The 22271-nt window shown below is 72.3% G+C and carries 17 protein-coding genes; 9 read left to right on the top strand and 8 right to left on the bottom strand.

Features of this window, described 5'->3' with window-relative positions; all coding sequences use genetic code 11:
* Nucleotides 1–320: 320 nt before the first annotated feature.
* Nucleotides 321–923, bottom strand: coding sequence for a dihydrofolate reductase family protein (locus tag V5O46_RS08025; RefSeq protein ID WP_332883775.1), 603 nt, complete (start codon nt 921–923; stop codon nt 321–323).
* Nucleotides 920–1768, bottom strand: coding sequence for a metalloregulator ArsR/SmtB family transcription factor (locus V5O46_RS08020; protein WP_332883774.1), 849 nt, complete (start codon nt 1766–1768; stop codon nt 920–922). Before V5O46_RS08020 ends, V5O46_RS08025 begins: the two co-directional genes overlap by 4 nt.
* 222 nt (nt 1769–1990) lie before the next feature.
* On the opposite strand from V5O46_RS08020, the gene V5O46_RS08015 reads away from it, so the two are divergent.
* Together V5O46_RS08015 and zwf are read left to right on the top strand one after the other, a co-directional pair.
* Nucleotides 1991–2827 (top strand): universal stress protein, encoded by an 837-nt coding sequence (locus V5O46_RS08015; protein WP_332883773.1) that lies wholly within the window; start codon nt 1991–1993, stop codon nt 2825–2827.
* A 179-nt stretch (nt 2828–3006) separates the two neighbouring features.
* Entirely contained in the window at nt 3007–4467 is a 1461-nt protein-coding gene (gene zwf / locus V5O46_RS08010) for a glucose-6-phosphate dehydrogenase (protein ID WP_332883772.1), read from the top strand.
* Between the two features lie 196 nt (nt 4468–4663).
* Here the strand turns inward: zwf and V5O46_RS08005 are convergent, their stop codons facing one another.
* The 5 genes from V5O46_RS08005 to V5O46_RS07985 all read right to left on the bottom strand — a co-directional run bounded on the left by V5O46_RS08005 (nt 4664) and on the right by V5O46_RS07985 (nt 10600).
* Entirely contained in the window at nt 4664–5020 is a 357-nt protein-coding gene (locus V5O46_RS08005; protein WP_408648939.1) for a cytochrome ubiquinol oxidase subunit I, read from the bottom strand.
* Between the two features lie 337 nt (nt 5021–5357).
* Nucleotides 5358–6968 (bottom strand): alpha/beta hydrolase, encoded by a 1611-nt coding sequence (locus tag V5O46_RS08000; protein ID WP_332883771.1) that lies wholly within the window; start codon nt 6966–6968, stop codon nt 5358–5360.
* A gap of 106 nt (nt 6969–7074) precedes the next feature.
* The gene (locus tag V5O46_RS07995; RefSeq protein ID WP_332883770.1) at nt 7075–7746 is read right to left on the bottom strand and encodes an enoyl-CoA hydratase-related protein; all 672 of its coding nucleotides are present in this window, start codon (nt 7744–7746) and stop codon (nt 7075–7077) included.
* Nucleotides 7747–7805: 59 nt separating this feature from the next.
* Nucleotides 7806–9152, bottom strand: coding sequence for an MFS transporter (locus V5O46_RS07990; protein WP_332883769.1), 1347 nt, complete (start codon nt 9150–9152; stop codon nt 7806–7808).
* Nucleotides 9149–10600, bottom strand: a complete 1452-nt coding sequence (locus V5O46_RS07985) for an alkyl sulfatase dimerization domain-containing protein (protein ID WP_332883768.1) — start codon at nt 10598–10600, stop codon at nt 9149–9151. Before V5O46_RS07985 ends, V5O46_RS07990 begins: the two co-directional genes overlap by 4 nt.
* 427 nt (nt 10601–11027) lie before the next feature.
* Here V5O46_RS07985 and V5O46_RS07980 point away from each other — a divergent pair, with 427 nt between their 5' ends.
* The 3 genes from V5O46_RS07980 to V5O46_RS07970 all read left to right on the top strand — a co-directional run bounded on the left by V5O46_RS07980 (nt 11028) and on the right by V5O46_RS07970 (nt 14874).
* Nucleotides 11028–12260 carry a cytochrome P450 family protein gene (locus V5O46_RS07980; RefSeq protein ID WP_332883767.1) on the top strand — a complete coding sequence of 411 codons (1233 nt, stop codon included), beginning with the start codon at nt 11028–11030 and terminating at the stop codon, nt 12258–12260.
* Nucleotides 12261–12452: 192 nt separating this feature from the next.
* Nucleotides 12453–13436, top strand: coding sequence for a trypsin-like serine peptidase (locus V5O46_RS07975; RefSeq protein ID WP_332883766.1), 984 nt, complete (start codon nt 12453–12455; stop codon nt 13434–13436).
* Between the two features lie 172 nt (nt 13437–13608).
* Nucleotides 13609–14874, top strand: coding sequence for a PucR family transcriptional regulator (locus tag V5O46_RS07970; protein WP_332883765.1), 1266 nt, complete (start codon nt 13609–13611; stop codon nt 14872–14874).
* 40 nt (nt 14875–14914) lie between these two features.
* Here V5O46_RS07970 and V5O46_RS07965 read toward each other — a convergent pair whose 3' ends face one another.
* Complete coding sequence (locus V5O46_RS07965) at nt 14915–16363, bottom strand: MFS transporter (RefSeq protein WP_332883764.1); 1449 nt, start codon at nt 16361–16363, stop codon at nt 14915–14917.
* Between the two features lie 232 nt (nt 16364–16595).
* On the opposite strand from V5O46_RS07965, the gene V5O46_RS07960 reads away from it, so the two are divergent.
* The 4 genes from V5O46_RS07960 to tap all read left to right on the top strand — a co-directional run bounded on the left by V5O46_RS07960 (nt 16596) and on the right by tap (nt 22269).
* Nucleotides 16596–18185 (top strand): DHA2 family efflux MFS transporter permease subunit, encoded by a 1590-nt coding sequence (locus tag V5O46_RS07960; RefSeq protein WP_332883763.1) that lies wholly within the window; start codon nt 16596–16598, stop codon nt 18183–18185.
* 304 nt (nt 18186–18489) lie between these two features.
* Complete coding sequence (locus V5O46_RS07955) at nt 18490–19356, top strand: GNAT family N-acetyltransferase (RefSeq protein ID WP_332883762.1); 867 nt, start codon at nt 18490–18492, stop codon at nt 19354–19356.
* The gene (locus V5O46_RS07950) at nt 19356–19940 is read left to right on the top strand and encodes a GNAT family N-acetyltransferase (RefSeq protein ID WP_332883761.1); all 585 of its coding nucleotides are present in this window, start codon (nt 19356–19358) and stop codon (nt 19938–19940) included. Before V5O46_RS07955 ends, V5O46_RS07950 begins: the two co-directional genes overlap by 1 nt.
* 136 nt (nt 19941–20076) lie before the next feature.
* Nucleotides 20077–22269, top strand: a complete 2193-nt coding sequence (tap, locus tag V5O46_RS07945) for a telomere-associated protein Tap (RefSeq protein WP_332883760.1) — start codon at nt 20077–20079, stop codon at nt 22267–22269.
* Nucleotides 22270–22271 lie beyond the last annotated feature (2 nt).

The following is a 22271-nucleotide window of genomic DNA, read 5'->3' as shown; positions in this document are numbered from 1 at the left end:
ACGGGCAGCAGAAACGGCGGCATCGGCCGTGCCCGGAGTCAGACGAAGAAGAGGAAAGCCATGCCTCCACCATAACAAGACGAAGCGTCTCGTCTCAATGCGTACGGTGGCGGGGTCCGTGATCCGCCGCACCTTCGCTCGTCCGGGAGCGGCCGGGTCCGGGAAGCCCTGTGCGGCTGGTGTCCGAGCCGGGACGCCGGTGCCGAAGCCCCGCATCCGCTCCGAGCGGCGAGTCCGCCGGTCCCGGCGGTTCGTCGGGGCCCGGCCCCGGCAACGGGCGGGAGCCGGCCGGACCCCCCACTGCCCCGGGGCGCGCCGCCTCAGCGGATGCGGTCGTACACGAGCGCCAGCGTGCCGTGCTCGCCGGCGGTCTGGCGGGCGAGGGCCCACTGTCCGGCGGGCAGGCCGTCGCCGAAGAGGCGTGGCCCGCCGCCGAGGAAGACGGGGAAGACGGTGAACGCCAACCGGTCGACCAGGTCGGCCGCCAGCAGCGCCTTGATGACACTGGCGCTGGACGGCACCAGGATGTCGCCGCCCTCGGTCGCCCTGAGGTCCGTGACCACGTCGGGAGCCGGCTTGTCGACGATGCTCGTCCGCTGCCACGGTGCCTCGCCGAGGGTGGCGGACAGGACGACCTTCTCCGTGTCGACCAGCCACCGGGCGAAGGCCTCGTCACGGGGGTCGGCGCCTTCCGTGCCGATGACGGCCGGCCAGAAACCCAGGAACCCCTCGGCGTTGACCCGGCCGAGCAGGGCCGTGGTCGCGGGCTCCCAGAGTCCGGTCAGGTGATCGCGGGCGACGTCGGTCACGGCGTAGGGCATGACCCAGCCCATGTCCCGGGGGTCGTCCGGTGCGGCGTAGCGCCCGTCGAGGGAGAGCGCGATGTTGGTGACGACCCGGCGGCCGCCGTTCTGCTCCGTCATGGCATGCTCCTTGTGCTGTCGCTGCTGTGGCGGTGGTCGTCGAGGGATGCCGTGAGCCTGTCGAGGCTCTGGCCGAAGCCGATCTCGATCCCGGCGACGAAGTCCGCGGATTCCCGGGTGCTGTCGGTGATGCGGTAGCCGACGTCGAGGTCCGTGCCGGTGCCGGTGGGCCGCAGATCGAAGTGCACGTGGCCGGTGAACGCGCGGCTGCCGTCGGCGAGCAGTGGGGAGAGCCGGTAGGCGAGATGCTCACCGGGCCGCACGGCGTCGACGACCCCCTCCGCCCGCCCGGCAACCGGGCCGGAAGCGTCACGGTCCTCGATGTCGCGGTACTCCTGGACGATGCGTCCGCCCGGTCGGGCCTCGAGGACGAGCTCGCTGACGCGGAGGTCGTCGGGCGCCCACCAGCCGGCGAGCAGCCGCGTGTCGGTCAGATGGCGCCAGACCACCTCGGGGGGCTGTCCCAAGGAACGCAGGAACCTGAACGAGCGGCCGTCGGCCCACCCGTCCTCCTGTGCGGCCGTTCGCTCGCTGCGCAGGCTGAGCCCGTAGCGGCCGTAGGTCTCGTACGGGCCGTCGGCACGGTCCGCGGCGTCGGCGAGCCGCCCGAGCCCGGCGGCCAGCTCCCGCAGGGCCCCGGGCCGGAGTGCGTAGATCCGGCGCTGGCCGGCCCGCTGCGAGGTGACGACACCCGCCCGCTCGAGGGTCTGCAGATGCTTCGTCGTCTGCGGCTGGCGCGCCTGTGCGAGCTGGGCGAGCACGCCGACCGGTCGCGGCCGCTCGGCCAGCAGGTTCACCAGCCGCCAGCGTGCCGGGTCGGCCAGTGCGGTGAGAATTGCCTCCATGGCTTTATATTCTCAGGCACGAATATGCGTGTCAAGGAATACTCAAGAGGACGTCGCGTCCCGGGCCCGGAGGGGCCGGCAGGACCTCCTGCCTTGCTCCGTTCGGGGCTGCTGTCATGGCGGAACCAGCGCGGAAAAGTGAGTCTGTCTCTGAGTGCCCTCTTGCGCAGCCGTCCGCGACGCTGCCCCGCAAGGGGCCCCTACGAACGGAGGAGGCGCGGTATGCCGGGACGAGTCGTGGTGGGAGTCGACGAATCCGACGAGAGCTTGGCAGCGGCGGACTGGGCCGGCGACGAGGCCGCATTCCTGGGCGCGGAGCTTCTGTTGGTCAACGCCTCCTTGTGGCAGGTGCACGTGCTGGTGGCGGTGGTGCCTGCGCGGGATGAGCGCGAGGGGCAGGCGGCGGGCCTGCTGGACGCGGCGGAGGCGCGGGTCAAGGAGCGGCACCCCGGCGTGCCGACCACGAGACGGCAGATCGAGGACGCGCCGAGCAAGGTGCTGCTGTCCGCCGCCTCCGACGCCGACCTCCTGGTGCTGGGTTCGCGGCGGCTGGGCGCGGGCGAGGGCTTCGTGCTCGGTTCGGTCGCCCAGGAGGTGGTGGCCGCGGCGGCCGGTCCGGTCGTGCTGGTACGACGGCGCCAGGCCGCCGGCCTGGCGGACGGCGGGCGGGTCGTGGTGGGGGTCGATGTCCGCCACGACACCGGCGAGCTGCTGGGCTTCGCCTTCGACGCCGCGGCCCGTCGCGAGGTGTCGCTGCATCTGGTGACCACCTGGCACCTCCCCTTCCCGCACCTTGCCGAGCAGTCGGCAGTCCAGAACCACGAGGAGGCGCTGGCGGCTGCCGTGCAGCCCTTCCGGGAGCGTTTTCCGCAGGTGCGCGTCTCCTGGGACGCAGAGGCCGGGCGGGCGGTCGATCATCTGGTGTCGTCGGCCTCCGGCGCCGGACTCCTCGTCATCGGCAACCGCCGCAGGGCGGGCGCGGGCGCCCACATCGGCGCGGTCGCGCACGGTGTCATCCACCACGCCCCGTGCCCGGTCGCAGTCGTTCCGCACGGCTGACGCCAGGTGACCCGGGACCGGAAGACCGGAAGGCCCGGAGACCGGAAGGCCCGGAGACCGGAAGGCCCGGAGACCAGAATTCCCGAGTCCCGAAGACACTCGATGCCCGAGGACCCCGACACCCGAACGGCCCAACACCCGGGCACCCGCACAGCCGAACCCCAGAAAGCGAGCCGACCGTGACGGAGAGCAGGCAGCCCGCCCCCGGCGACCCCGTCCCCGGCAATCATGTGATCGTGCTGTTCGGCGCCACCGGCGACCTCGCGCGGCGCAAGCTCCTGCCGGGCCTGTTCCACCTGGCGAAGGCCGGACTGATGCCGTCGCGTTACCGCATCGTCGGGTCCGCGCCCGCCCAGGCCGCCCTCACCGACGACGCCTTCCGGGAGCATGCCCGCCGCGCCGTCCGGGAGTTCGGCTCCGCGCAGCCCGAAGGCGCCGCATGGCAGGAGTTCGAGGCGGCGCTGTCGTTCGGAGCCGCCGACCCGGGGGCCGCCGAGCCGCTGCTCGACGCCGTGCGCCGGGCCGAGCGGGAGGTCGGCGGGGAACCCGGACGGCTGTTCCACCTCGCCGTCCCCCCGGTGGCCTTCACCTCGGTCGTGGAGATGCTCGCAGACATCGGCCTGGCCGACCGAGGCCGGGTGATCGTGGAGAAGCCCTTCGGCACGGACCTCGCGTCGGCCCGCGCCCTCGACGCCACCATCCACGCCGTCTTCGACGAGACCCGGGTCTTCCGTATCGACCACTTCCTCGGCAAGGAGTCCGTCGACAACATCCTCGCCCTGCGCTTCGCCAACGGCCTGTTCGAACCGGTGTGGAACCGCGACCACATCAGCCACGTCCAGATCGACGTGCCGGAGAGGATCGGCATCGAGGGCCGGGCACGGTTCTTCGAGGGCACCGGCACCTTCCGGGACATGGTCGTCACCCACCTCTTCCAGATCCTCGGCTTCGTGGCGATGGAACCCCCGACCAGGCTCGCGGCACGAGAACTGCGCGACGAGAAGGAGAATGTCTTCCAGAGCCTGCTGCCCGTGGACCCCGCTCACGTCGTCCGCGGGCAGTACGACGGCTACCGCACGGAACCGGGCGTCGACCCGGCCTCCGACACCGAGACCTTCGTCGCCCTGCGCGTCGACATCGACAACTGGCGCTGGGCCGGAGTGCCGTTCTACCTGCGCACCGGCAAGTCCCTCGGACAGGGCAGACATGTCGTCACCCTCGCCTTCAAGGAACCGGCCCTGCGCATGTTCCCCGACCTCGACCACGCGCGGACCCACACGCGGCACAACGAGCTGGTGATCGACTTCGACGACCCGGGCAGCATCACCGTCCGCTTCCTCGTCAAGGAGCCCGGTCCCGCGATGCGCCTGGAACCGGCGGACATGGTCTTCCGCTACGCCGACTCGTTCGCCATGCGGCACGCCCTGGAGGGCTACGAGCGCCTGCTGCTGGACGCGATGCTCGGGGACCAGTCGCTGTTCACCCGCTCCGACGGGATCGAACGCCTGTGGGAGGTGTCGGCACCCCTGCTGGCCGATCCGCCGCCGGTACGCCCGTACGCCCAGGGCTCCTGGGGCCCCGACGGCACCGGCCGGCTGATCGAACCGCACCGCTGGTACCTCCCGGACCGCTCCGACTAGGCCCCGTCCGGGCCGCGCCCAGACCCCGTACGAGCCCCGTCCAGGGGTGCCACGCCCGGAGGCGCCGCGGGGCGGTCGGGGCGTCCGGCCCGGCACTGTCTCAGCGCAGTTCGCCGCGCGAGATCGGGCCAGCCGAAGCGCCGTGCGTCGCCGGTCAGGAACACCGCACCCAGAAAGGCAGCGGCGGACACCGTCATCAGCCCCGTGAGCAGCGACGTCGGATTGCCTCCACACCGAAACCGAGCCCGAACACATCACCCCAGCGCCCCATCAGACCGGGCCACAGCAGACCCGGTTCGAACGACAGGACGGTGCCCGTCACCACACCCACCGCGAACTGCACCGCCATCACGGCCGACCAGCGGCGCGCCAGCAGACCGGCCACCGGGTCACCGCTGCGCAGATACCGGTAGTGCATCAGCAGGGTGATGAACGGCAGCGCCATGCCCAGGGGCACCAGCACGATGTGCGTCCCCAGGCTGAACGCCATCAGCTGCCGTGCGGGCAGCAACCGGGGCGGCACCTCGGCCAGCAGCCAGGGAGCCGCGATCACCGACGCCCCTGCCGTGCCCGGGAACCCTCGGCCCTAGCGGAGCCGAGCGGTCCCACGAGCCCAGCCTGATCGTCCATGGGCCCGCCCTCCTGACACCGCCGCTGTACGTCGGCCAGCTCACCCCCCCGGGCCGCGGCATGCCTCACCGCCCCGGCGTTGGCCCGTATGCCACCGCCGCGTCCCCCTCCCGGAGTACAGCGCCCCTGCCGGCGGAGCAAGGAGCCGCCGGGCGACGACCGGAGCCGGCGCGGGCCGGGCTGGACCGGGCGGTCCAGCAGCTCGGTGTGCCCCGTCTCCGGGGAGGGCGACGGGGCACATCCGGCCGGCAGGTCTACTTCTACTTCCCGGTCGTCGGCTCGTGTTCGCAGACGGTCCCGGACGCGGGGACCCTGCCGTCGAGGAGGTAGGCGTCGACCGCGTCCCGCACACAGGAGTTGCCGGAGTGGTAGGCGCCGTGGCCCTCACCCTTGTAGGTCAGCTGGACACCGACGCCCCTGCCGAGCTGTTCGGCCATCCGGGCGGCCCCCTGGTAGGGGGTGGCGGGATCGCCCGTGTTGCCCACGAGCAGGATCGGCGCCGCGCCGGGGGCGCTGACCTCGGGGTGCGCGGCCTTGCCGGGTACCGGCCAGCCGGTGCACTGCAGCGTCCCCCACATGGCGGTCTCGCCGAAGACGGCGGAGGCCGCCTCGAACTCGGACGCCCGGTCGGCCACCTCGTCCGGGGTGTAGCGGTCGCTGCGGTCGGCGCAGGTGATGGCGGTGTTGGCGTCCTGCAGGTCGCTGAAGACGTTGCCGTGCCGGCCGCTGAGGATGTCGGCGAGATTCAGCATCGTGTCGCCGTCGCCGGCGGCCGCCGCCGCCAGGCCCACCTCGAGGGCGGGCCAGGCCGTCTCCGAGTACAGCGCCGCCATGATGCCCTGCAGCAGCAGGGAGCCGGTGAGCCGGCGGTCACCGTCGAGGGTGAGGGGGCGGTCGTCCAGCCGGTCCGCCAGCTGCATCACGCGCTGGGTCACCTCCTCGACGCTGCCGCCGAGCGGGCAGCCGTTGCGGACGCACCAGGCGGCGAAGTGGTCGAAGGCGAGCTGGAACCCGGCGGCCTGCGCCAGGGCGTTCTCCAGCTGGTTCTGCGTGGGGTCGACGACACCGTCCAGGACGGCGCGGCCCACGTTCCGGGGGAAGAGGTGGGCATAGGTCCCGCCGAGCTCGGTGCCGTAGGAGATGCCGAAGTAGTGCAGCTTGTCGTCGCCGAGGACGCGCCGGATCAGGTCCATGTCGCGGGCGGCGTCGGCGGTGCCGACGTGCGGCAGCACCCGGCCGGAGTTCTTCTCGCAGGCCGCGGCGTACTCCCGCTGGTACTTCCGGAAGGCGTCGACCTCGTCGTCGCCGTCGTCCGGGGTGGCGTCCTGCTGGACCATCTCCGCCATCGCGGGGGCGTCCAGGCACCTGACCCCGCTGCTGTTGCCGACCCCGCGCGGATCGAAGCTGACCAGGTCGTAGCGGGTGCGGAGGTTCTCGTAGTCGGCGGCCAGACCGGGCAGGGTGGTGACGCCGGACGCCCCGGGGCCGCCGAAGTTGAACAGCAGCGAACCGATGCGGTCCTCGGCGTCCGCGCTGGAGCGGGCCCGGACGAGGGCGATGTCGAGCGTCTCGCCGTCCGGCTCCTCCCAGTCCAGCGGGGCCTCCATGGCGGCGCACTGCCACCTGGTGCCGTCGGGCAGGGCGTCGGGGGCTTCGCCGCCGCCCTGCAGGGCCGAGGGCGCGGGGCAGTCCGTCCAGTCCAGGGACTGTGCCGACAGCCGTCCGAGGCCGTACTCCTGGGCGCCGCCCCCGTCCGCACCGCCGGCCCCGCCCTCGCGGCCGGCCTGACCGCAGGCGGCCAGGGACGCGGAGAGCAGAACGGCACCGGCGGACAGGACGCGGGCAGCGGATATCGCACGTTTTGTTGGCATACGCCCAGCCTCCGGCCAACGCGACCCACTCCGCACGGCCTCGCATCCATTCGGGGGAGGAGCCTGCACGCGGGCCGGCCGGGCACGCCGGTCTCCAGCAGGTGCGTCAGCCCAGGGGGTTGGACGTGTCGCGCAGGGCGGCCAGAACCGGGGCGTACATGCGGGCCTTGATCGTGCCGAGGGTGTCGCCCGCCTTGTCCGCCTGCAGCCGGGCGAGATCGACGGCTGCCGTGCGTGCGCCCTCCTCGGCGACCGCCAGGTCGACGATGCCCGAGGCCGCCGCATCGGTGCCGCCGTAGCGGCGGGCCGTGACCATGGCCTCGTGCGCGGTCCGAGGGCCGAGCCGGGCCTGGATGAGGACGGTCATGGCGGTGGTGAAGGGGATGTCGATGTCGGCCTCGGGCAGGCACCAGAATCCGCGGTCGGCACGCATCATCCGGAAGTCGTGCGCCAGGGAGAACATCGCCCCGGCGGCGAAGGCGTGCCCCTGCAGCACGGCCACGGTGAACACCGGCAGGGACAGCACGCGGGCGAACAGCTCGTGCACGGAGGCCACGTACTGGTCCCGTCGGTCGAGGTGGGAGGTGAGCCACTCCAGGTCCAGTCCGCTGGAATAGAACTTCCCCGTCGCGGCCGTCACCAGGGCGCGCGGTCCGTCCGCCTTCTCCACCTCCTCGAGCGCGGCACGGACCGAGGCGATCCAGTCCGGGTGGAAACGGTTCTCCCCGTCACCGAGGTCGAGCACGAAGACCTGATCCTGGCGGTCGAGCACCGGCATGCCGGCTCCCTTGCGTCGAGTGGGTGCGAGATGTGGTGGTCCGGGCGGCGTGCACTCGGTCAGTGCACGACGGGGCCGACGACGCCCTCGGTCTCCGGGACTCCCAGCCGGCGGGCGTCCCGCTCGGGCCGCAGAAAGCGGGCGGCCAGCGTGCCGGAGACCACGAGCAGGCCCGCCGTCGTCAGCCAGCCGGCCCGGTACCCTGCGGCGACCGTCGCGGCACTGTCCACGATCCATGCCAGCACCAGCGGTGACGCTATCCCGCCCAGGGAGAAGACGGCCACCAGGACGCCCAGCGCCACCCCGCGCTGGGAGGGAGGCGCGATCCGGGCGACGGCCGTCTGGGCAGCGGTGATCATCACCAGGCCCAGTGCCATCGGGCCGAACAGCATGGGAATCTTCACCCAGAGCACGTCCACGGTGGCGAACACGGTCGCCGCGCCGGCCGAGGCGATCAGCAGCAGCCCGGCACCCGCGCCGGCCGCCGGCCCGGGCTCGGCTCCACGCAGGGCCGCCCGGCGCGCCAGCAGCCCGTGCCCCAGCAGCACCGCGCCGTTGGCGAAGGCGGCGCCGCCGACGACGGTACTCGTCCGGTCGAGGTCCCAGCCCACCACCGACTGCAGGTAGTCGGGCAGCCAGATGAGCTTGGCGCTCATGCCCCAGTACGCCACGAACGCCCCCGCGGCCGCCGTCACGAAGGTTCCCGACAGCAGCACCCGGCGCAGCGGTACCGCCACGGCGGCGCTCCCGCCGTCCGCGTTCCGGGCCGGCTTCCCCAGCGGCGGAGCAAGCGGCCCTTCCGCCCCCTTGACCATCCAGGCCGCTGCCCACACCAGCCCCGCGATCCCCGCCGCCCCGAACGCCCAGCGCCAGCCGAAGCGGGTGATGACCGCCCCGAGCGCGGGTGCCGCCACGGCCACCCCCACGGCTGCTCCGACCATGAGGACCGCGGTGGGCAGGGCACGTTCCCGCTGCTCGAACCAGCCGTAGACATGGTGCACGGCCACGGGCGCCGCCGGGCCCTCGGCGAAGCCCAGCAGCACGCGGGTGGCGATCAGCAGACCGAAGCCCGCGGCACCCCAGAGCATCGGCAGTTGTGCCGCGGACCAGAGCAGCGCCATCACCAGGAGCAGCACGGAGGTGCGCACCTTGCGGGTGAGCAGGGACACACCGACGGCGGACAGCGAGAACAGGCTGAAGAAGGCCGCCTGCGCCGTGCCGAACTCCTGGCGGGTGAGACCGAGGTCCTTCATGATCTCCGGGCCGGCCAGTCCCAGGACGGCCTTGTCCGCGAAGTTCACCACCATGAAGGCGAGCAGCAGCCAGGTCGTCGTCCACGCTTCGCGCCGGGTCGCCCGTGCGTCTGCCGCACCCGGCGGTCGCACGGGTGGGGCAGCCCCGATCACGCCCCTTCCTCCGCCGGGCCGTCCGCTTCCTCCGCCGGGCCCTCCGGCCCGTCCGGGCCGTCCGGGCGCGGACCGTGTCCGCCGCCCGCGCCGGTGACGACGCCGACGCTGATGGCCCCCTCGGCTCGGCGCCGCCCCTCCTCACTGCGCGTCAGCTCGGTCGCCACGTCCGTCCCGTTGGCCACCGCAGCGGACTCCGCAGCCGCCCAGCAGAAGACTCCGCGGGCCATGGTCGACGATTCGCACTCGGCCCGCCGTCCGAAGACCTCCGCGCGTATCCGGGCCACCGCCGTGTCGTCCGGCGCTGCCAGCGCCGCCGTCTCGGCCAAGTGCCCGGCGAGCCGCAGTTCACCCAGGCCGAGCAGCTTCTCGGCCCGCTGGGCCAGGCTCCGCGCACCGCCGGCGGCCTCGGCCAGCTCGACGGCCAGCGCGGCCTCGGGAGCCGGCTTGAGATGCGCCGGGTTCAGGTCGTACCAGCCGCCCCACAGCCGCCACAGGTTGCGTACCACGAACTCGGGCTCGTCGTAGGCCGGGTGCAGATAGGGCTTGGCCAGCAGACGGGCCGGTACCTTCACACCGTTGAGGACCTCGTCGAGACGGGCCCCGCTGTTCATCAGGTCGCGGGTCTGGGCGCACAGCGACTCCAGCAGCTCCGCCGTGTCACCCAGGGCCTGCCGGATACGGTCGGCTCCGGTGATCGGAACACCGTGCCCGGGCAGCAGCACCTCGGCGCCGAGCTCCCGCATGTCGCGCAGCGCCTGCGCCCACTGCACCGGATACCGCTGCACCTTCTGCGGGTTGCCGGCGTTGGGAGCGTTCCAGATGAAGAGGTCACCGGTGCACAGGGTGCGCAGCTCCGGCACCCACACGTAGGTGTGGTCGTCGGTCTCTCCCCGGGCGTGCACGAGTTCGAAGGACAGGCGGCCCCTGTGGACGGTGAGCCGGTCCCGGTAGCTGACGTCCGGGTAGCGGTACTCCGTCGGCCACTCCAGGGCCGGCACACCGAACTGCCGCCGGTTGATCCAGGTGTTGTATCCCGCTGTCTCGCGGTAGCGGTCGAACCGGGCCGCCACCGCCTCGTGCGCGATCACCTCGGGGCGCTCGCCACCGGTGGCGGCCGCCTCGTCGTCGAAGGGGCTCACACCGAAGACGTGGTCCACATGGCCGTGGGTGTACACCACCGCCCGCACCGGCGAGGACGAGAAGTCACGCACATAGGCATGCAGCAGGGGCGCCGACAGGAAGTCGCCGGAGTCCACCAGCACCAGTCCGTCCCCGGTGTCGAACACGGACACGTTGGCGAAACCCGGAAAGAATCCCACCTGTTCACCGATGCGCACCAGGCCGTCCCCGGCGAACGTTCCGTCGAAGTGGGCCAGCAGGGACTCCTCGCCGGTCCAGACCCGGTCGGCGTAGTCCAAGTACCCGTTGGAACCCTGACCCGACATCACGTTCTCCCCATCCGCCGACGACCGCGGCCGGTCCAGGCACCCTCTGGCCGCGTTCCTGCTGCACGAAGAGTCTGGGATGCCGGCCGGCGGTGAACCACCCGTCGTCGTCACAGCGACGGACGACGTCTCCTGTGATCCGTCACAGCCGGCGCCGGCGTCCCCCGCACCTGACCGAAAGGAAGTGGCCCCGCAGATTGCCCACCGTCTACGGTGCACGTATCGAGCCTCCGACCGTGGCATCGGCAGCACATGCCGAACGCCCTGCGTGACGGGGCGGCGACGGCCGGTCCCGCCGTCGGCGCACGACCGCACACCGGTCCGCGCCCGTGCGGTACTCCCTCACGGACCGAAGGAGCCGAAGGTGTCGCCGGAACCCTCACTCACCCTGCCGGGGAACCCGCATCGCCCCTGAAGGAGCCCGCCCGTGCCCGAGCAGCAGATACTGGTCCTCGACCCGGCAGGCACCGACCACCACGCCGAGCAGCAGACCCTTCGTGCCCGCGGCCCGGCCACCAAGGTGGACATCCTGGGCGTGACCGCCTGGTCCGTCACGGACCCTCAGCTTCTCAAACAGCTCCTCACCAGCCCGCGGGTCTCCAAGGACGGCCGCGCCCACTGGCCGGCCTACGCCGACACGGTGGCCACCTGGCCGCTCGCCCTGTGGATCGCGGTGACCAACATGTTCACCGCGTACGGGCCGGACCACCGCCGGTTGCGGCGGCTGGTCACGCCGGCGTTCACCGGCCGCCGTGTCCAGGCCGTGCAACCGGCTGTGGAGGCCATCGTCACCGGCCTCCTCGACGACCTCGCGGCCCTGCCCGCCGGGAAGACCGTGGACCTGCGCGAGCAGCTCGCCCGTCCACTGCCCGTCGCGGTGATCGGCCGGCTGATCGGACTGTCGGAGGACCAGCGGCCGGCCTTCCGCTCCCTCGTGGACGGCGTCTTCTCCACGACGCTCACGGCCGACGAGGCCGCGGCGAACACCGCCGCCCTGTACGCGGAACTCGACCGGCTCATCGCGGCAAAACGCGACCGGCCCGGCGACGACATGGCCTCCCTGCTCATCGCCGCCCGCGACGACGAGGGCGACGGAACCGGACTCACCGATCCCGAACTGCGCGACACACTCCTGCTGATGATCAGTGCCGGGTACGAGACCACCGTCAACGTCATCGACCAGGCGGTCACGGCCCTGCTGACCGACCCCGAGCAGCTCGGCCACCTCCGGGCCGGCCGGGCCGGCTGGAGCGACGTCGTCGAGGAGACCCTGCGGCACGAGCCCGCGGTCAAGCACGTGCCCCTGCGATACGCCCTCGCCGACATCCCCCTGCCCGATGGGCGGACGATCGCCCGGGGCGAGGCGATCCTCGCCTCCTACGCTGCCGCCAACCGCCACCCCGACTGGCACGGCGCGTCCGCCGACCGTTTCGATGTCACCCGTGCGTCGAAGGACCATCTCGCGTTCGGTCACGGTGTCCACTTCTGTCTGGGTGCCTCGCTCGCGCGGCTCGAGGTCGCGACCGCGCTGCGGCTGCTGTTCGCCCGTTTCCCGGAGATCGAGCTGGCCGTGCCTGCCGGCGAACTGGAGCCACTTCCCACGCTGATCAGCAACGGACACGTGGCGTTGCCGGTGCGCCTGCAGCCGGCCGGCCGCTGACCACGACGCCGCCGGGGGAGGGCGGTCGGCCTCGGCGCGGCGTCCGCCCCCGGACGACGAAACCGGATTGATGCGCTCCTGACAATTCGAGCATTCCGTGGCACCCTGCCTCACGCACGTCTGTCCGCACCGTTCTTCGTACCCCCACCCTGCCCGGACAGGGACGTCCGGGCACGGCAGAAGGAGAGATGCGTGAGACGCCATCGCACTGCCGCGGGCATACTGCTCGCCGTCGGAGCCCTGTTCACCAGCGGCCTGGTCGGGGCCGGGACGGCCGACGCAGCGTCACCGCACACAGCATCAGGGCAGTCCGTGCCCGCCCGTACCGTCTCCGAGGCCGAACAGCACACCTCCCGCAGCTACTGGACCGCCGAGCGCATGCGCGGCGCCCCCTCGCTCGACCTGCTGCTCACCCCCCAGGCCGTCAAGCAGCTGAGAACACCGGCCGACTCCGGCCCCACCACCACGGTCGAACCCACCGCCGCGCCGGCCTCCTTCCCGCAGGCCGGTGCTGCGTGGACCGGCGACGGCGCCGTCGTCAAGACGTCGGGCCGGGTGTTCTTCACCTTCCAGGGGCGCACCGCGTCCTGCTCCGGAAACGCCGTGACCAGCCGGAACGCCAGCACCGTCATCACCGCCGGACACTGTGTCAAGTACCAGGGCAGCTGGCACACCAACTGGATCTTCGTGCCGGCCTACAGCAACGGCAGTGCGCCGTACGGCCAGTGGAGCGCGACCGAACTGCTCACCACCCCGCAGTGGGAAGCGAGCGAGGACATCAACCACGACGTCGCCGCCGCGGTCGTCGCTCCGCTCGACGGCCGGACGCTCACCTCCGTGGTCGGCGCCCAGGGCATCCAGTTCAACGGCGGCTACAACAAGCCGATGTACGCCTTCGGTTTCCCGGCGGCAGCACCGTACGACGGTACGAAGCTCATCTACTGCAGCGGCAACAGCTCGAGGGACTTCCTGTTCACGCGGGATCACAGCCTCGGCTGCAACATGACGGGCGGCTCCAGCGGCGGACCGTGGTTCACCGGCTTCAGCGAGGCGGCCGGCACGGGACTGCAGGTCTCCGTGAACAGCTTCGGCTACACGTTCCTGCCGAACCGGATGTTCGGCCCCTACTTCGGGAACGAGGCCAAGGCCCTGTACGACGAGGCGCAGGCGGCCTAGCAGCCAACAGGCGAGACGAGGCGGGGCGTCCGGCCGGCGACGGGACCGGGCGGGCGCCCCGCCCGGTGACGACAGGACGGCATCACTTCCGGAACACCCCTCCAACCGAGAGCGACAGGCGTCCTATCCTGTGACCTGCCACAGCCGAGTGGACGACTCGATCGGAGGTTCCGTGCCGTCCGAGCCCGAGCCCGACCCCGGACGCACCGCCGCCTACCCGGCTCTCTCACCCGGCGCGCAGGCGCTCGCGACCCGCTGCCAGAGCCGGGTGAACGAACTCGCCCGCTGGATGACCCGCCACACCTTCGAACAGCTCCCCGGCTATCCGGACCTTCCCGACGACGTCAAGGACGTCGAGATCGCGGCGACGGTACGCAGCGGACTACGGCTCTTCCTGCGCCGCGTGCACGACACGCACGACGACCCCGACGACTACAGCCTCTTCCGGGAGCGGGCGGCACAGCGCGCCGAGGAAGGCCTGCCCCTGCACATGCTGCTGCGCACCCACACGAAGGCCGCCTACGCACTGTGGCAGGTGCTCCGCGAGGAGACCGCCCCCGGGGAGGAGGGCGCACTCATGGAACTCGTGGGCCTCCTGCTGCGCGGCCAGGAGACGGTCATCGCCGCCGTGACCGAGACCTACCTGGACGAGCAGGCCGCGCTCGCGGCCGAACGCCACGAGCACCGTCGCTCCCTGGTACGCGGCCTGCTGGACGGTTCTCTGCCGCCGCTGCGCGCCCTCGAGGAACTGGGCCTCGAAAGCCGCTGCAGCGTCATCCACCTGCACCTGCCTCCGGAGCCGGCCGTGGCGGCCGCCTCGGCGGTGGCGGCCCGCCGCCGGCTCCGCCGGGTACAGATCGTCCTCGAACGCACCCTGGGCACCCACGCGGCCCTGCTCGGCCGGGACGGGGGCAGCGTCATCGCGCCCCGGCGAGCCGGCGCCGGCGACACCGATCAGGCCTGCGAGGAACTGTGTGCCCAGCTGCGGCAGATCTGCGGCGACGGCGTCCGGCTGGCGGCCGTGCCGGCGGACACGCCCCGGGACGTACCCACGGCCGCCCGCACCGCTGCCGACCTCGTCCGGCTCGCCCGGTCCTGTGGGAGGGAGGCAGGGGTGCACCGCATGGAGGACTTCCTCCTGGAGTTCCACCTCTCCCGCCGCAACGAGGCGAGCGACCGCATCGCCGCACTGCTCGCCCCGATCACCGACCGGCCGGAGCTCCTGGACACCCTCCGCACCCACCTCGAACACCGGCAGGACCGCCGCGGCAGCGCCCGCCTTCTCGGCATCCACCCCAACACCCTGGACAACCGGCTCGCCAAGATCACCGAACTCACCGGCCTCGACATCGCCACCCCCAGAGGCGCCTCTCTCGCGCTCGCCGCACTCCTGCTCCACGACGACGCCCTCCAGCACCCGGGCCGGCACCCCGCATGACGCGTGCAGGCCCAGCCCGTGCCCCGGGCGCGTCCCCGGGTCAGCCGGCGGTCGCGGTGGTGGTGCGCGGCATCAGGCGCGCGGCGAGCACGCCCATGGCTGCCCCCGCGACGGCACTCGCGACTGCCAGCCAGCGCAGCAGACCCTCGACCGATGCGTCCAGGCCCACATGGGCCGCCCGCGCCTCGATCAAGGTGGCGCCCGCGGCGACGCACAGGCCCGCGACCCCGATCACGACGGCCAGCGTGACCCCCGAGGCCTGGCCGGCCCGCTCGGTGGGGACGACGACCTGGGTGCCGACGCTGCCCATCGTCCACCCCATCCCGTATCCGAACCCGGTCAGTGCCAGTCCGGGCAGATAGGCCGGCAGACCGCCGCCGAACGAGGCGAGGAAAAGACCGACCGCCCCGATCAACGTCGTGGTCGCCATGGTGCGGGGGATGTCGAAGCGCTCTCCGAGCCGCCCCGAGAGCGGCGCGGCGATCCCCGCGGAGACGGACGCGGCGAGGAACACCAGACCGGCCACCAACGGTGAGTATCCGTCGATCTCCTGGAGATGGATGGTGATGCCGTACATGGCCACGACGAAGGAGATGTTCGCCACCATGGCCATCAGAGTGATGATCACATAGGGCCTGTTGCGGAACAGGTCGAGAGCGACCAACGGCCAGTGTGCCACGCGCTCGCGGAGGACGAAGGCGACCAGCAGCAGCACCCCTGCCGCCGCGAGACCGGCGGTCCACCCGGCGGGCCATGCGGTCGAGCGGTCGACCGCGTAGGTGACGCCGGCGATGCCCAGCGCCACCGTGAGGACGCCGGGGAGGTCGATCGAGCGGGGCACGGTGGAGTCGCGTGACTCGCGCACCCCCACGAGCACCACCGCGATGGCCGCCGCACACGTCGGGACGTTGAACAGCAGTACCACGCGCCAGCTGAGCAGTTCCGTGACGCCGCCACCGAACACGGGACCGAGGGCCAGCGCCAGGGCACCGATCCCGTAGGCGTTGCCGATGGCCCGCATCGTCCGGTCCGGGGGGTAGGCGTCCGTGACGATGGCGATGGCGAGCGGGAACAGCACCCCCGCACCGACCCCCTGGACGATCCGCATGACGATGACGATGCCCGGCTCGGAGGACAGGCCGGCCGCGAGCGAGCAGGCGGCGAAGAGGGCCAGTCCGATGAGCAGCATCCGCCTGCGGCCGAGGATGTCCCCGAGCCTTCCCCCCGGGATCAGGGCGGCGGCGAGCGCCAGCATGTAGCCGCTGATCACCCACTGGAGGTCCGTGGTCGTCGTGCCGAGTTCCGCGGCCATCCGGGGCAGGGCCAGGTTGAGCGCCAGGAAGTCGAGTTGCACGACGAAGATGCAGACCGAGGCGGCGATCAGGGTGAGGCCGAGACGCGGCTGCCCGGACCCGGCGGCACCGTGGTCCGCGGAGCGGGACCCGGGGGAATCGCCATGGTGCTGGGGGTGAAGTCGTCCGAACTGCATGGCGGGCTCCCAGGTTCCTGTGCCGACCGACCGGCCCTCGGGCGGGCGCACCCCGGTGCGGGCCGCGTGAGCTTCTGACGGCGGGTAGGGACAGAGTGAGGGGAAGGAAGAACGCCGAGTATCTTCTCCCGGAGAGGGCGCTCTCTCCGAAATATCGGGTTCATCCGCATGTCACGCTGCTCACTCCGTGTCCCGTCGCGGGACGACGGACATCGCGGACTACCGTGTGACGGTGCGTCACAGCGAGCGACCGACCCGTACCAGGTGGACGAGAACCCAGGTGTTGACCATCGTCGCCACCGGGTTCGGCCTCTTCCTGGTCTTCCTGGACGCGCTGATCGCGAACGTGGCCCTGCCCGACATCCAGCGGGACTTCGGCGTGGGCGAGGCGGGCCTGCAGTGGGTGGTCGCCGCCTACTCCATCGGCATGGCCGTGTTCATCATGGCCGGCGCCAGCGCGGCCGACCGGTTCGGGCGCAGGCTCCTGTTCGTCGCCAGCGTCTCCGTGTTCACCGTCGCCTCCGTGGCCGCCGGACTGGCCCCGGGGCTCACCTCGCTCGCGATCGCCCGCGCGGTGCAGGGGATCGCCGCGGCGACGGTGACCGTGACCTCGCTGGCACTGGTGAGCGCCGCGTTCCCCGACGACGACGAGCGGGCGAAGGCCATCGGGCTGTGGACCGGCGTGGCGAGCGTCGCCACCGCCCTGGGACCCACCATCGGCGGGGTCCTCACCGAGAACGTCAGCTGGCGGGCCGTGTTCATGGTCAACGTGCCCGTCGGCCTGCTGGTCCTGGTGCTGACCCTCCGGTACGTCGCCGAGTCCCGTGAGGAACGCCCCCGCGGGTTCGACTGGGGCGGTCAGCTGCTGTTCGTCGTGGCCGTCGGCGCCCTGGCCTACGGACTCATCCAGGGCCAGGACGTCGGCTGGGCGTCGGCCGAGATCCTGACCCTGCTGGCCGTCGGCGGGGCCGGGCTCCTCGCCTTCGCCCGGTACGAACTGCGCAACCCGCAGCCGATGATGGACGTCCGCCTCTTCGGCCGCCGCACCTATGCCGTGGCCATCGCCACGATGTTCTCGGCGTTCTTCAGCGCGTACGGGATGCTGCTGGTCGTCACGCAGTACTTCCAGAACGTGGAGGCCTACTCGCCGGAGCTGGCCGGGCTGCTGATCCTGCCGTTCTCCTTCAACATCATGCTGCTCTCCCCGATCGCGGGCCGGCTGGTCGCACGGTTCGGGCCGCTGCCCATCGCCAGGATCGGCCAGCCCCTGCTGGTGGCGGCGCTCGTCATCATCGCCCTGGGAATGCCGGTCTCCCCGGGCGTCGTCGCGGTGGGCCTGTTCGTGTGCGGCGCCGGAGTGGCACTGCTCGCCACGCCGGTCACCGCCCTGGCCATGAGCTCGGTCCCGGTGGACCGGGCCGGGATGGCCTCGGGCATCATGAGCGCCCAGCGGGCGATCGGCTCGACCTTCGGCTTCGCCGTCCTCGGCAGCATCCTCGCCGTCTGGCTCGGCAACACCCTCAGCGCCGATCTGCGCCAGGCCGTTCCCGACGCCGGGGCCCGCCAGGCCATCGCCGACCAGATCATCGACGAGGCCAACCCCCATGCCTACGCGGCCGAGGTCGGCCCCGGCAGACCGCTGCCCGCTCCGTCGCCCGGCCAGACCGAGGCCATCGCGGACGCGGCACGGCAGGACTTCATCGAGGGCTGCCAGGTGAGCGTCGGCGTCGGCGCGGCGCTCTGCGCGGTCACCATGGTGCTGCTCTGGACCGCCACCGGCCGGAGCCCGCACGGCGGCTCACCCGGGCGCCCCGGCCGGTGACCACCGCGCTGCGCCCGCCCCGCGGCGCCCCCTCCCCGCTGGGAAGCCCGCCCCACCGGAACCGCTGACCCGCGTCCCCAGCAGGTTCCCCGCAAACGGCACCCACGTCCGGCCCGGTACCCGCCGGGCACCGCGGCGGACAAGCCGGCACGACGGCGGCGACACCGACGACCGAGGTATCGACGGGCCCATCCACGTGCGCCCGGATCCCCTTTCCTCAGCCGGGCCCTCGTCGCACCCCCCACGTCCCACGCCGACCGGAATTCGGGTGCGCAAAGGCGGCTCGGCGGTGTGTGATCGAGGTATGGCAATAGTGTTGCGCACACCGGGAGTCGACGGGTTGGGCGAGGCGGCGGGCGTGCTGCGGGAGTGGCAGTACGACGGTGCGCCGACGCAACTGCATCCGGGGGACCTGGGCTGGTTCTGGCGGTTCGGGGCGGAGAGGACCGCCGCGTCGGTGCGGACCTGGAGCCGGGACGGACGGATTCTCGCCGTCGGCCTGCTGGACGGCGCCGAGCTGTTGCGGCTCGCCATCGCGCCTGACGCCCGGCAGGACGAGGAGCTGGCGCAGCAGCTCGTCGAGGACGTGGCCGAGCCGGTACGCGGCGTACTGACGGAGGGGACGGCGTGCATGGAGACGCCGGAAGGCGCACTGGTCCGGCTTCTGCTCTCCGAGGACGGCTGGGACAGCGACGAGCCGTGGACGTCGCTGAGCCGCGACCTCACGGAGCCGGTCCAGGACCCAGGCGTGCGGATCGGGGTGATCGGGCCGGAGCAGGCAGCTGTGCGGACCGCCGTACAGCGGGCAGCGTTCGACTCCTCCACGTTCACGGAAGAGCGCTGGCACGCCATGGCGGCTGGACCGCCGTACGCCGACGCCCGGTGTCTGGTCGCGTACGACGACCGGGGCCGTGCGGTGGCAACGGTGACCGTGTGGTCGGCAGGTCCGGGCAAGCCCGGGCTGGTCGAGCCGATGGGCGTGCACCGGGAGCATCGCGGTCACGGCCACGGCAAGGCGATCACGGTGGCAGCGACCGCCGCACTCCAGCGCCTGGGCTCTTCAACGGCGATCGTCTCCACCCCGACCTCCGATGCGGCTGCCGTCGCCACCTACAAGGCGGCCGGCTTCCAGCCAGTCCGTGAGGTCCGGGACCTGCGCCGGGGGGCATAGTGCAGGATCCCCGCCGACGGTCCGGCAGAACTCGCGTCGTGCGTGCTCGTGCGGATGCCTCCTCGGGCCTGGTACTGCGGAGATGGAAGACCGAGGACGCCTGGGCGGTGATGACCGCGTTCGCGGACCCGCTCATGCGCGGACAGTCCATCGAGCCGGTCGAATCCGTCCAGGCTGCCGAGCAGTGGATCGTGGCCCGTGATGACCAATGGGCTGCGGATTCCGCCTATTCCTTCGCCGTCGTCGACGGAGCCGGCCTCGTCCTCGGCCAGGTGTCCGTCGGCTCGGTGGATCGGCGTCATGCCGTCGGATGGGTGTCCTACTGGACGACGGCAACGGCTCGCGGCCGGGGTGTGGCGTCCCGTGCCTGCTGTGCTGTGGCCCGCTGGGCATTCGACGAGGCCGATCTCTTCCGGCTGGAGCTCGGGCACCGGGTGAACAATCCCGCCTCGTGCGGGGTGGCTCGCGCCGCCGGCTTCGCGGTGGAAGGACGGCAACGACAGAAGCTCGAGTACGACGGTGTGCGCTTCGACGTGGAACTCCATGCGCGGCTGGCAACGGACACGGAGCCCGCGTCGTCGTGAGAGTGCGGTGCGGTACCGCCTGCTGAATCCCCGCCGCCCCTCCGCCCGAACGAGCGATCCGTAGGCGATCGAACAGCGGTTGAGAGGTGAAACCCGATGGGTGATTGGGCTAGTGTGCCGGACGGGAGGTGGCCTGATGCCTGCGGAGAACGAGCTGTTCAGCGCCGTCGACGCGCTGCTGGAGCAGGTCGCCCGGAACGACCTGCCGGCGCCTGCTGACCGCAGGCGCCTGAGGGAGGCGGCCGGGCTGACCCAGACCCAGGTGGCGACCGCGCTCGGTACCCGCCGTGAGACCGTGGCGAGCTGGGAGTCGGGCAGGAACGAACCCCGGCCGCCGCAACGTGCCGCCTACGCCCGGCTCCTGGACAGTCTGGCCGACCGCTTCCCCGCCCCGCCGGAAGAGCCGGAGACACCGGAGCAGTTCACCCCTGCCGCGGGACACGTCGCTCAGGAGCCCGCCGGGGAGCCGACGCGCCCGGTGCCCGGGACGGCAGCAGCCCCGCGCCCCCCGGCCCCTCCACCGGCCGGGCCGGCGTCACCCCGCCGGCCGGAAGCGAGGGCGACGAAGGACAAGCACACCGCTCCGGCCGCCGCCGACCCCCGCTTCGCCAACGGCCCGCTCGCCGTGCTCGACGTCGACGACGACGGCCAGGTCCTCGCCCACTGCGTCGGTGGCCTCGTCCTGGACGTGCCGGCCGGGACACTGCCCTCGCTGATCGAGTGGACGCTGGCCGAGGCCAAGCTGGGCCAGCCACGCCTGCACCGCAACGGCAGGGACAGCGACCCCGTCCTCGTCCTCACCCCGTCCGCGCTGGAACGCTACGGCCTGCCAACCGCCCTGTCCGAGGAGGAACGGCGCGCCGGCCGTCTCGCCGACAACCACAAGACGGTCAGACAGCTGGCGCGGGCCGAGTGGAAACTGACCCGGCGCGGCTTCGGGCCGTGGGCGCGGATCTACCGCCCGGCCGAGCGCTCCCGGCGCAACTGCGTCCAGCTGTGCATCCCGGCGTGGCACGCCCTGGACACCCGGGAGTGGGACGACAGGACCGACCCGCAGCTGCCGGCCATGCACCCCGCGGACCTCGCCCGCTACCTGGGCACGTACGCGGAACGGGTGATGACGCCCCGAGGCACCACGGCGGTCACCGGCCTCGAACTGATGACCGCGCTGCGCCCGCCGACCCGCGCGGAGAAGGACCCGGCCACCGGCGAGTTCAAGCAGGCGTTCAACGAGGACGCGCTGACCCGGCGCTACGACGCGGTGGAGTGCGAGGTCCCCGACGAGCACCCGATCCTCAAGGGGAGGTTCCCCCGGCACCACCTGCGCACCCCGGCCGAGATGCTGCTGGAGGAGCCCTACGACTGGTGCCGGCCCCTCACCGACGAGGAGTGCATGAACCCCTACCTGGTCGCGGTCGACGTCAACATGTCGTTCGCCGCGGCCGCCAACGGCCTCACGATCGGACTGAACGGCCCGACCCACCTCACCGGCAACCCGGCCTTCGACCCGTCCCTGCCCGGCTCCTGGCTGGTCGACCTCTCCCACGTCGACCTGTCCCGCGTCGAGACCGACGGCCGCAGGGTCGACGGCGACCGGCTCCCGAGCCCGTTCACCCCGCACGGTGAGCGCCCGGCCGGCCCGGCCTGGTACGCCACCCCCACCGTCGCGTACGCGGTGGAGCTGGGCTTCGACGTCGCGCCGGTCGAGGCGTACGTGCGCACCCGGACCGGCCGCTACCTGGACGGCTGGTACAAGCGGCTGCGTGACGCCTATGTGACGACGATGGCCGACCTCGGGGTCACCACGAAGATGGCCGGCCAGGAATTCCTGGACGCGATGGCCCGCTCCCGACGGGCCGACCCCACCATGGTCCTGCTGGCGGGCGCGATCAAGGCGACGGCGAAGGGCGGCATCGGCAAACTCCGCCAGCGGAACCGGGGCCAGGTGCCCTACTACGAGCCGTGGCCGGCGCTCGAGAGGGAGACCTGGCGCCCGGACATCCGGGCCGCCGTCCTGGCCAACCAGCGGATCGGACTGCACCGCAAACTGATGAGGACCGCCGCCGCGGCCGACCTGTACCCGGTCGCGATCGGCACGGACGCAATCGTCTACCCCTCACCCGGCCCGTCCCCGCTGGCCGTCCTGCCCCACACACCCGAGGGGAAGCCGCTGCCGGGCACGTTCCGCCTGGGCGTCTCCCCGGGCATGGTCAAGCACCAGGGCACCCGGACCGTGCTCTGGGCCGAGAAGCAGTTCGAGGAGCACGGCGGCGTGTTCAACGTCTCCAACCTCATCAGGAACGCCCCCGCAGGCGGAGAAGGGGAGTAGCC

Origin of the sequence: Streptomyces poriticola (assembly GCF_036689765.1) — a bacterium.
Lineage (GTDB): Bacteria > Actinomycetota > Actinomycetes > Streptomycetales > Streptomycetaceae > Streptomyces > Streptomyces poriticola.
The sequence above is the reverse complement of the archived record's forward strand: the minus strand, read 5'-3'. Positions and strand labels throughout refer to the sequence as shown.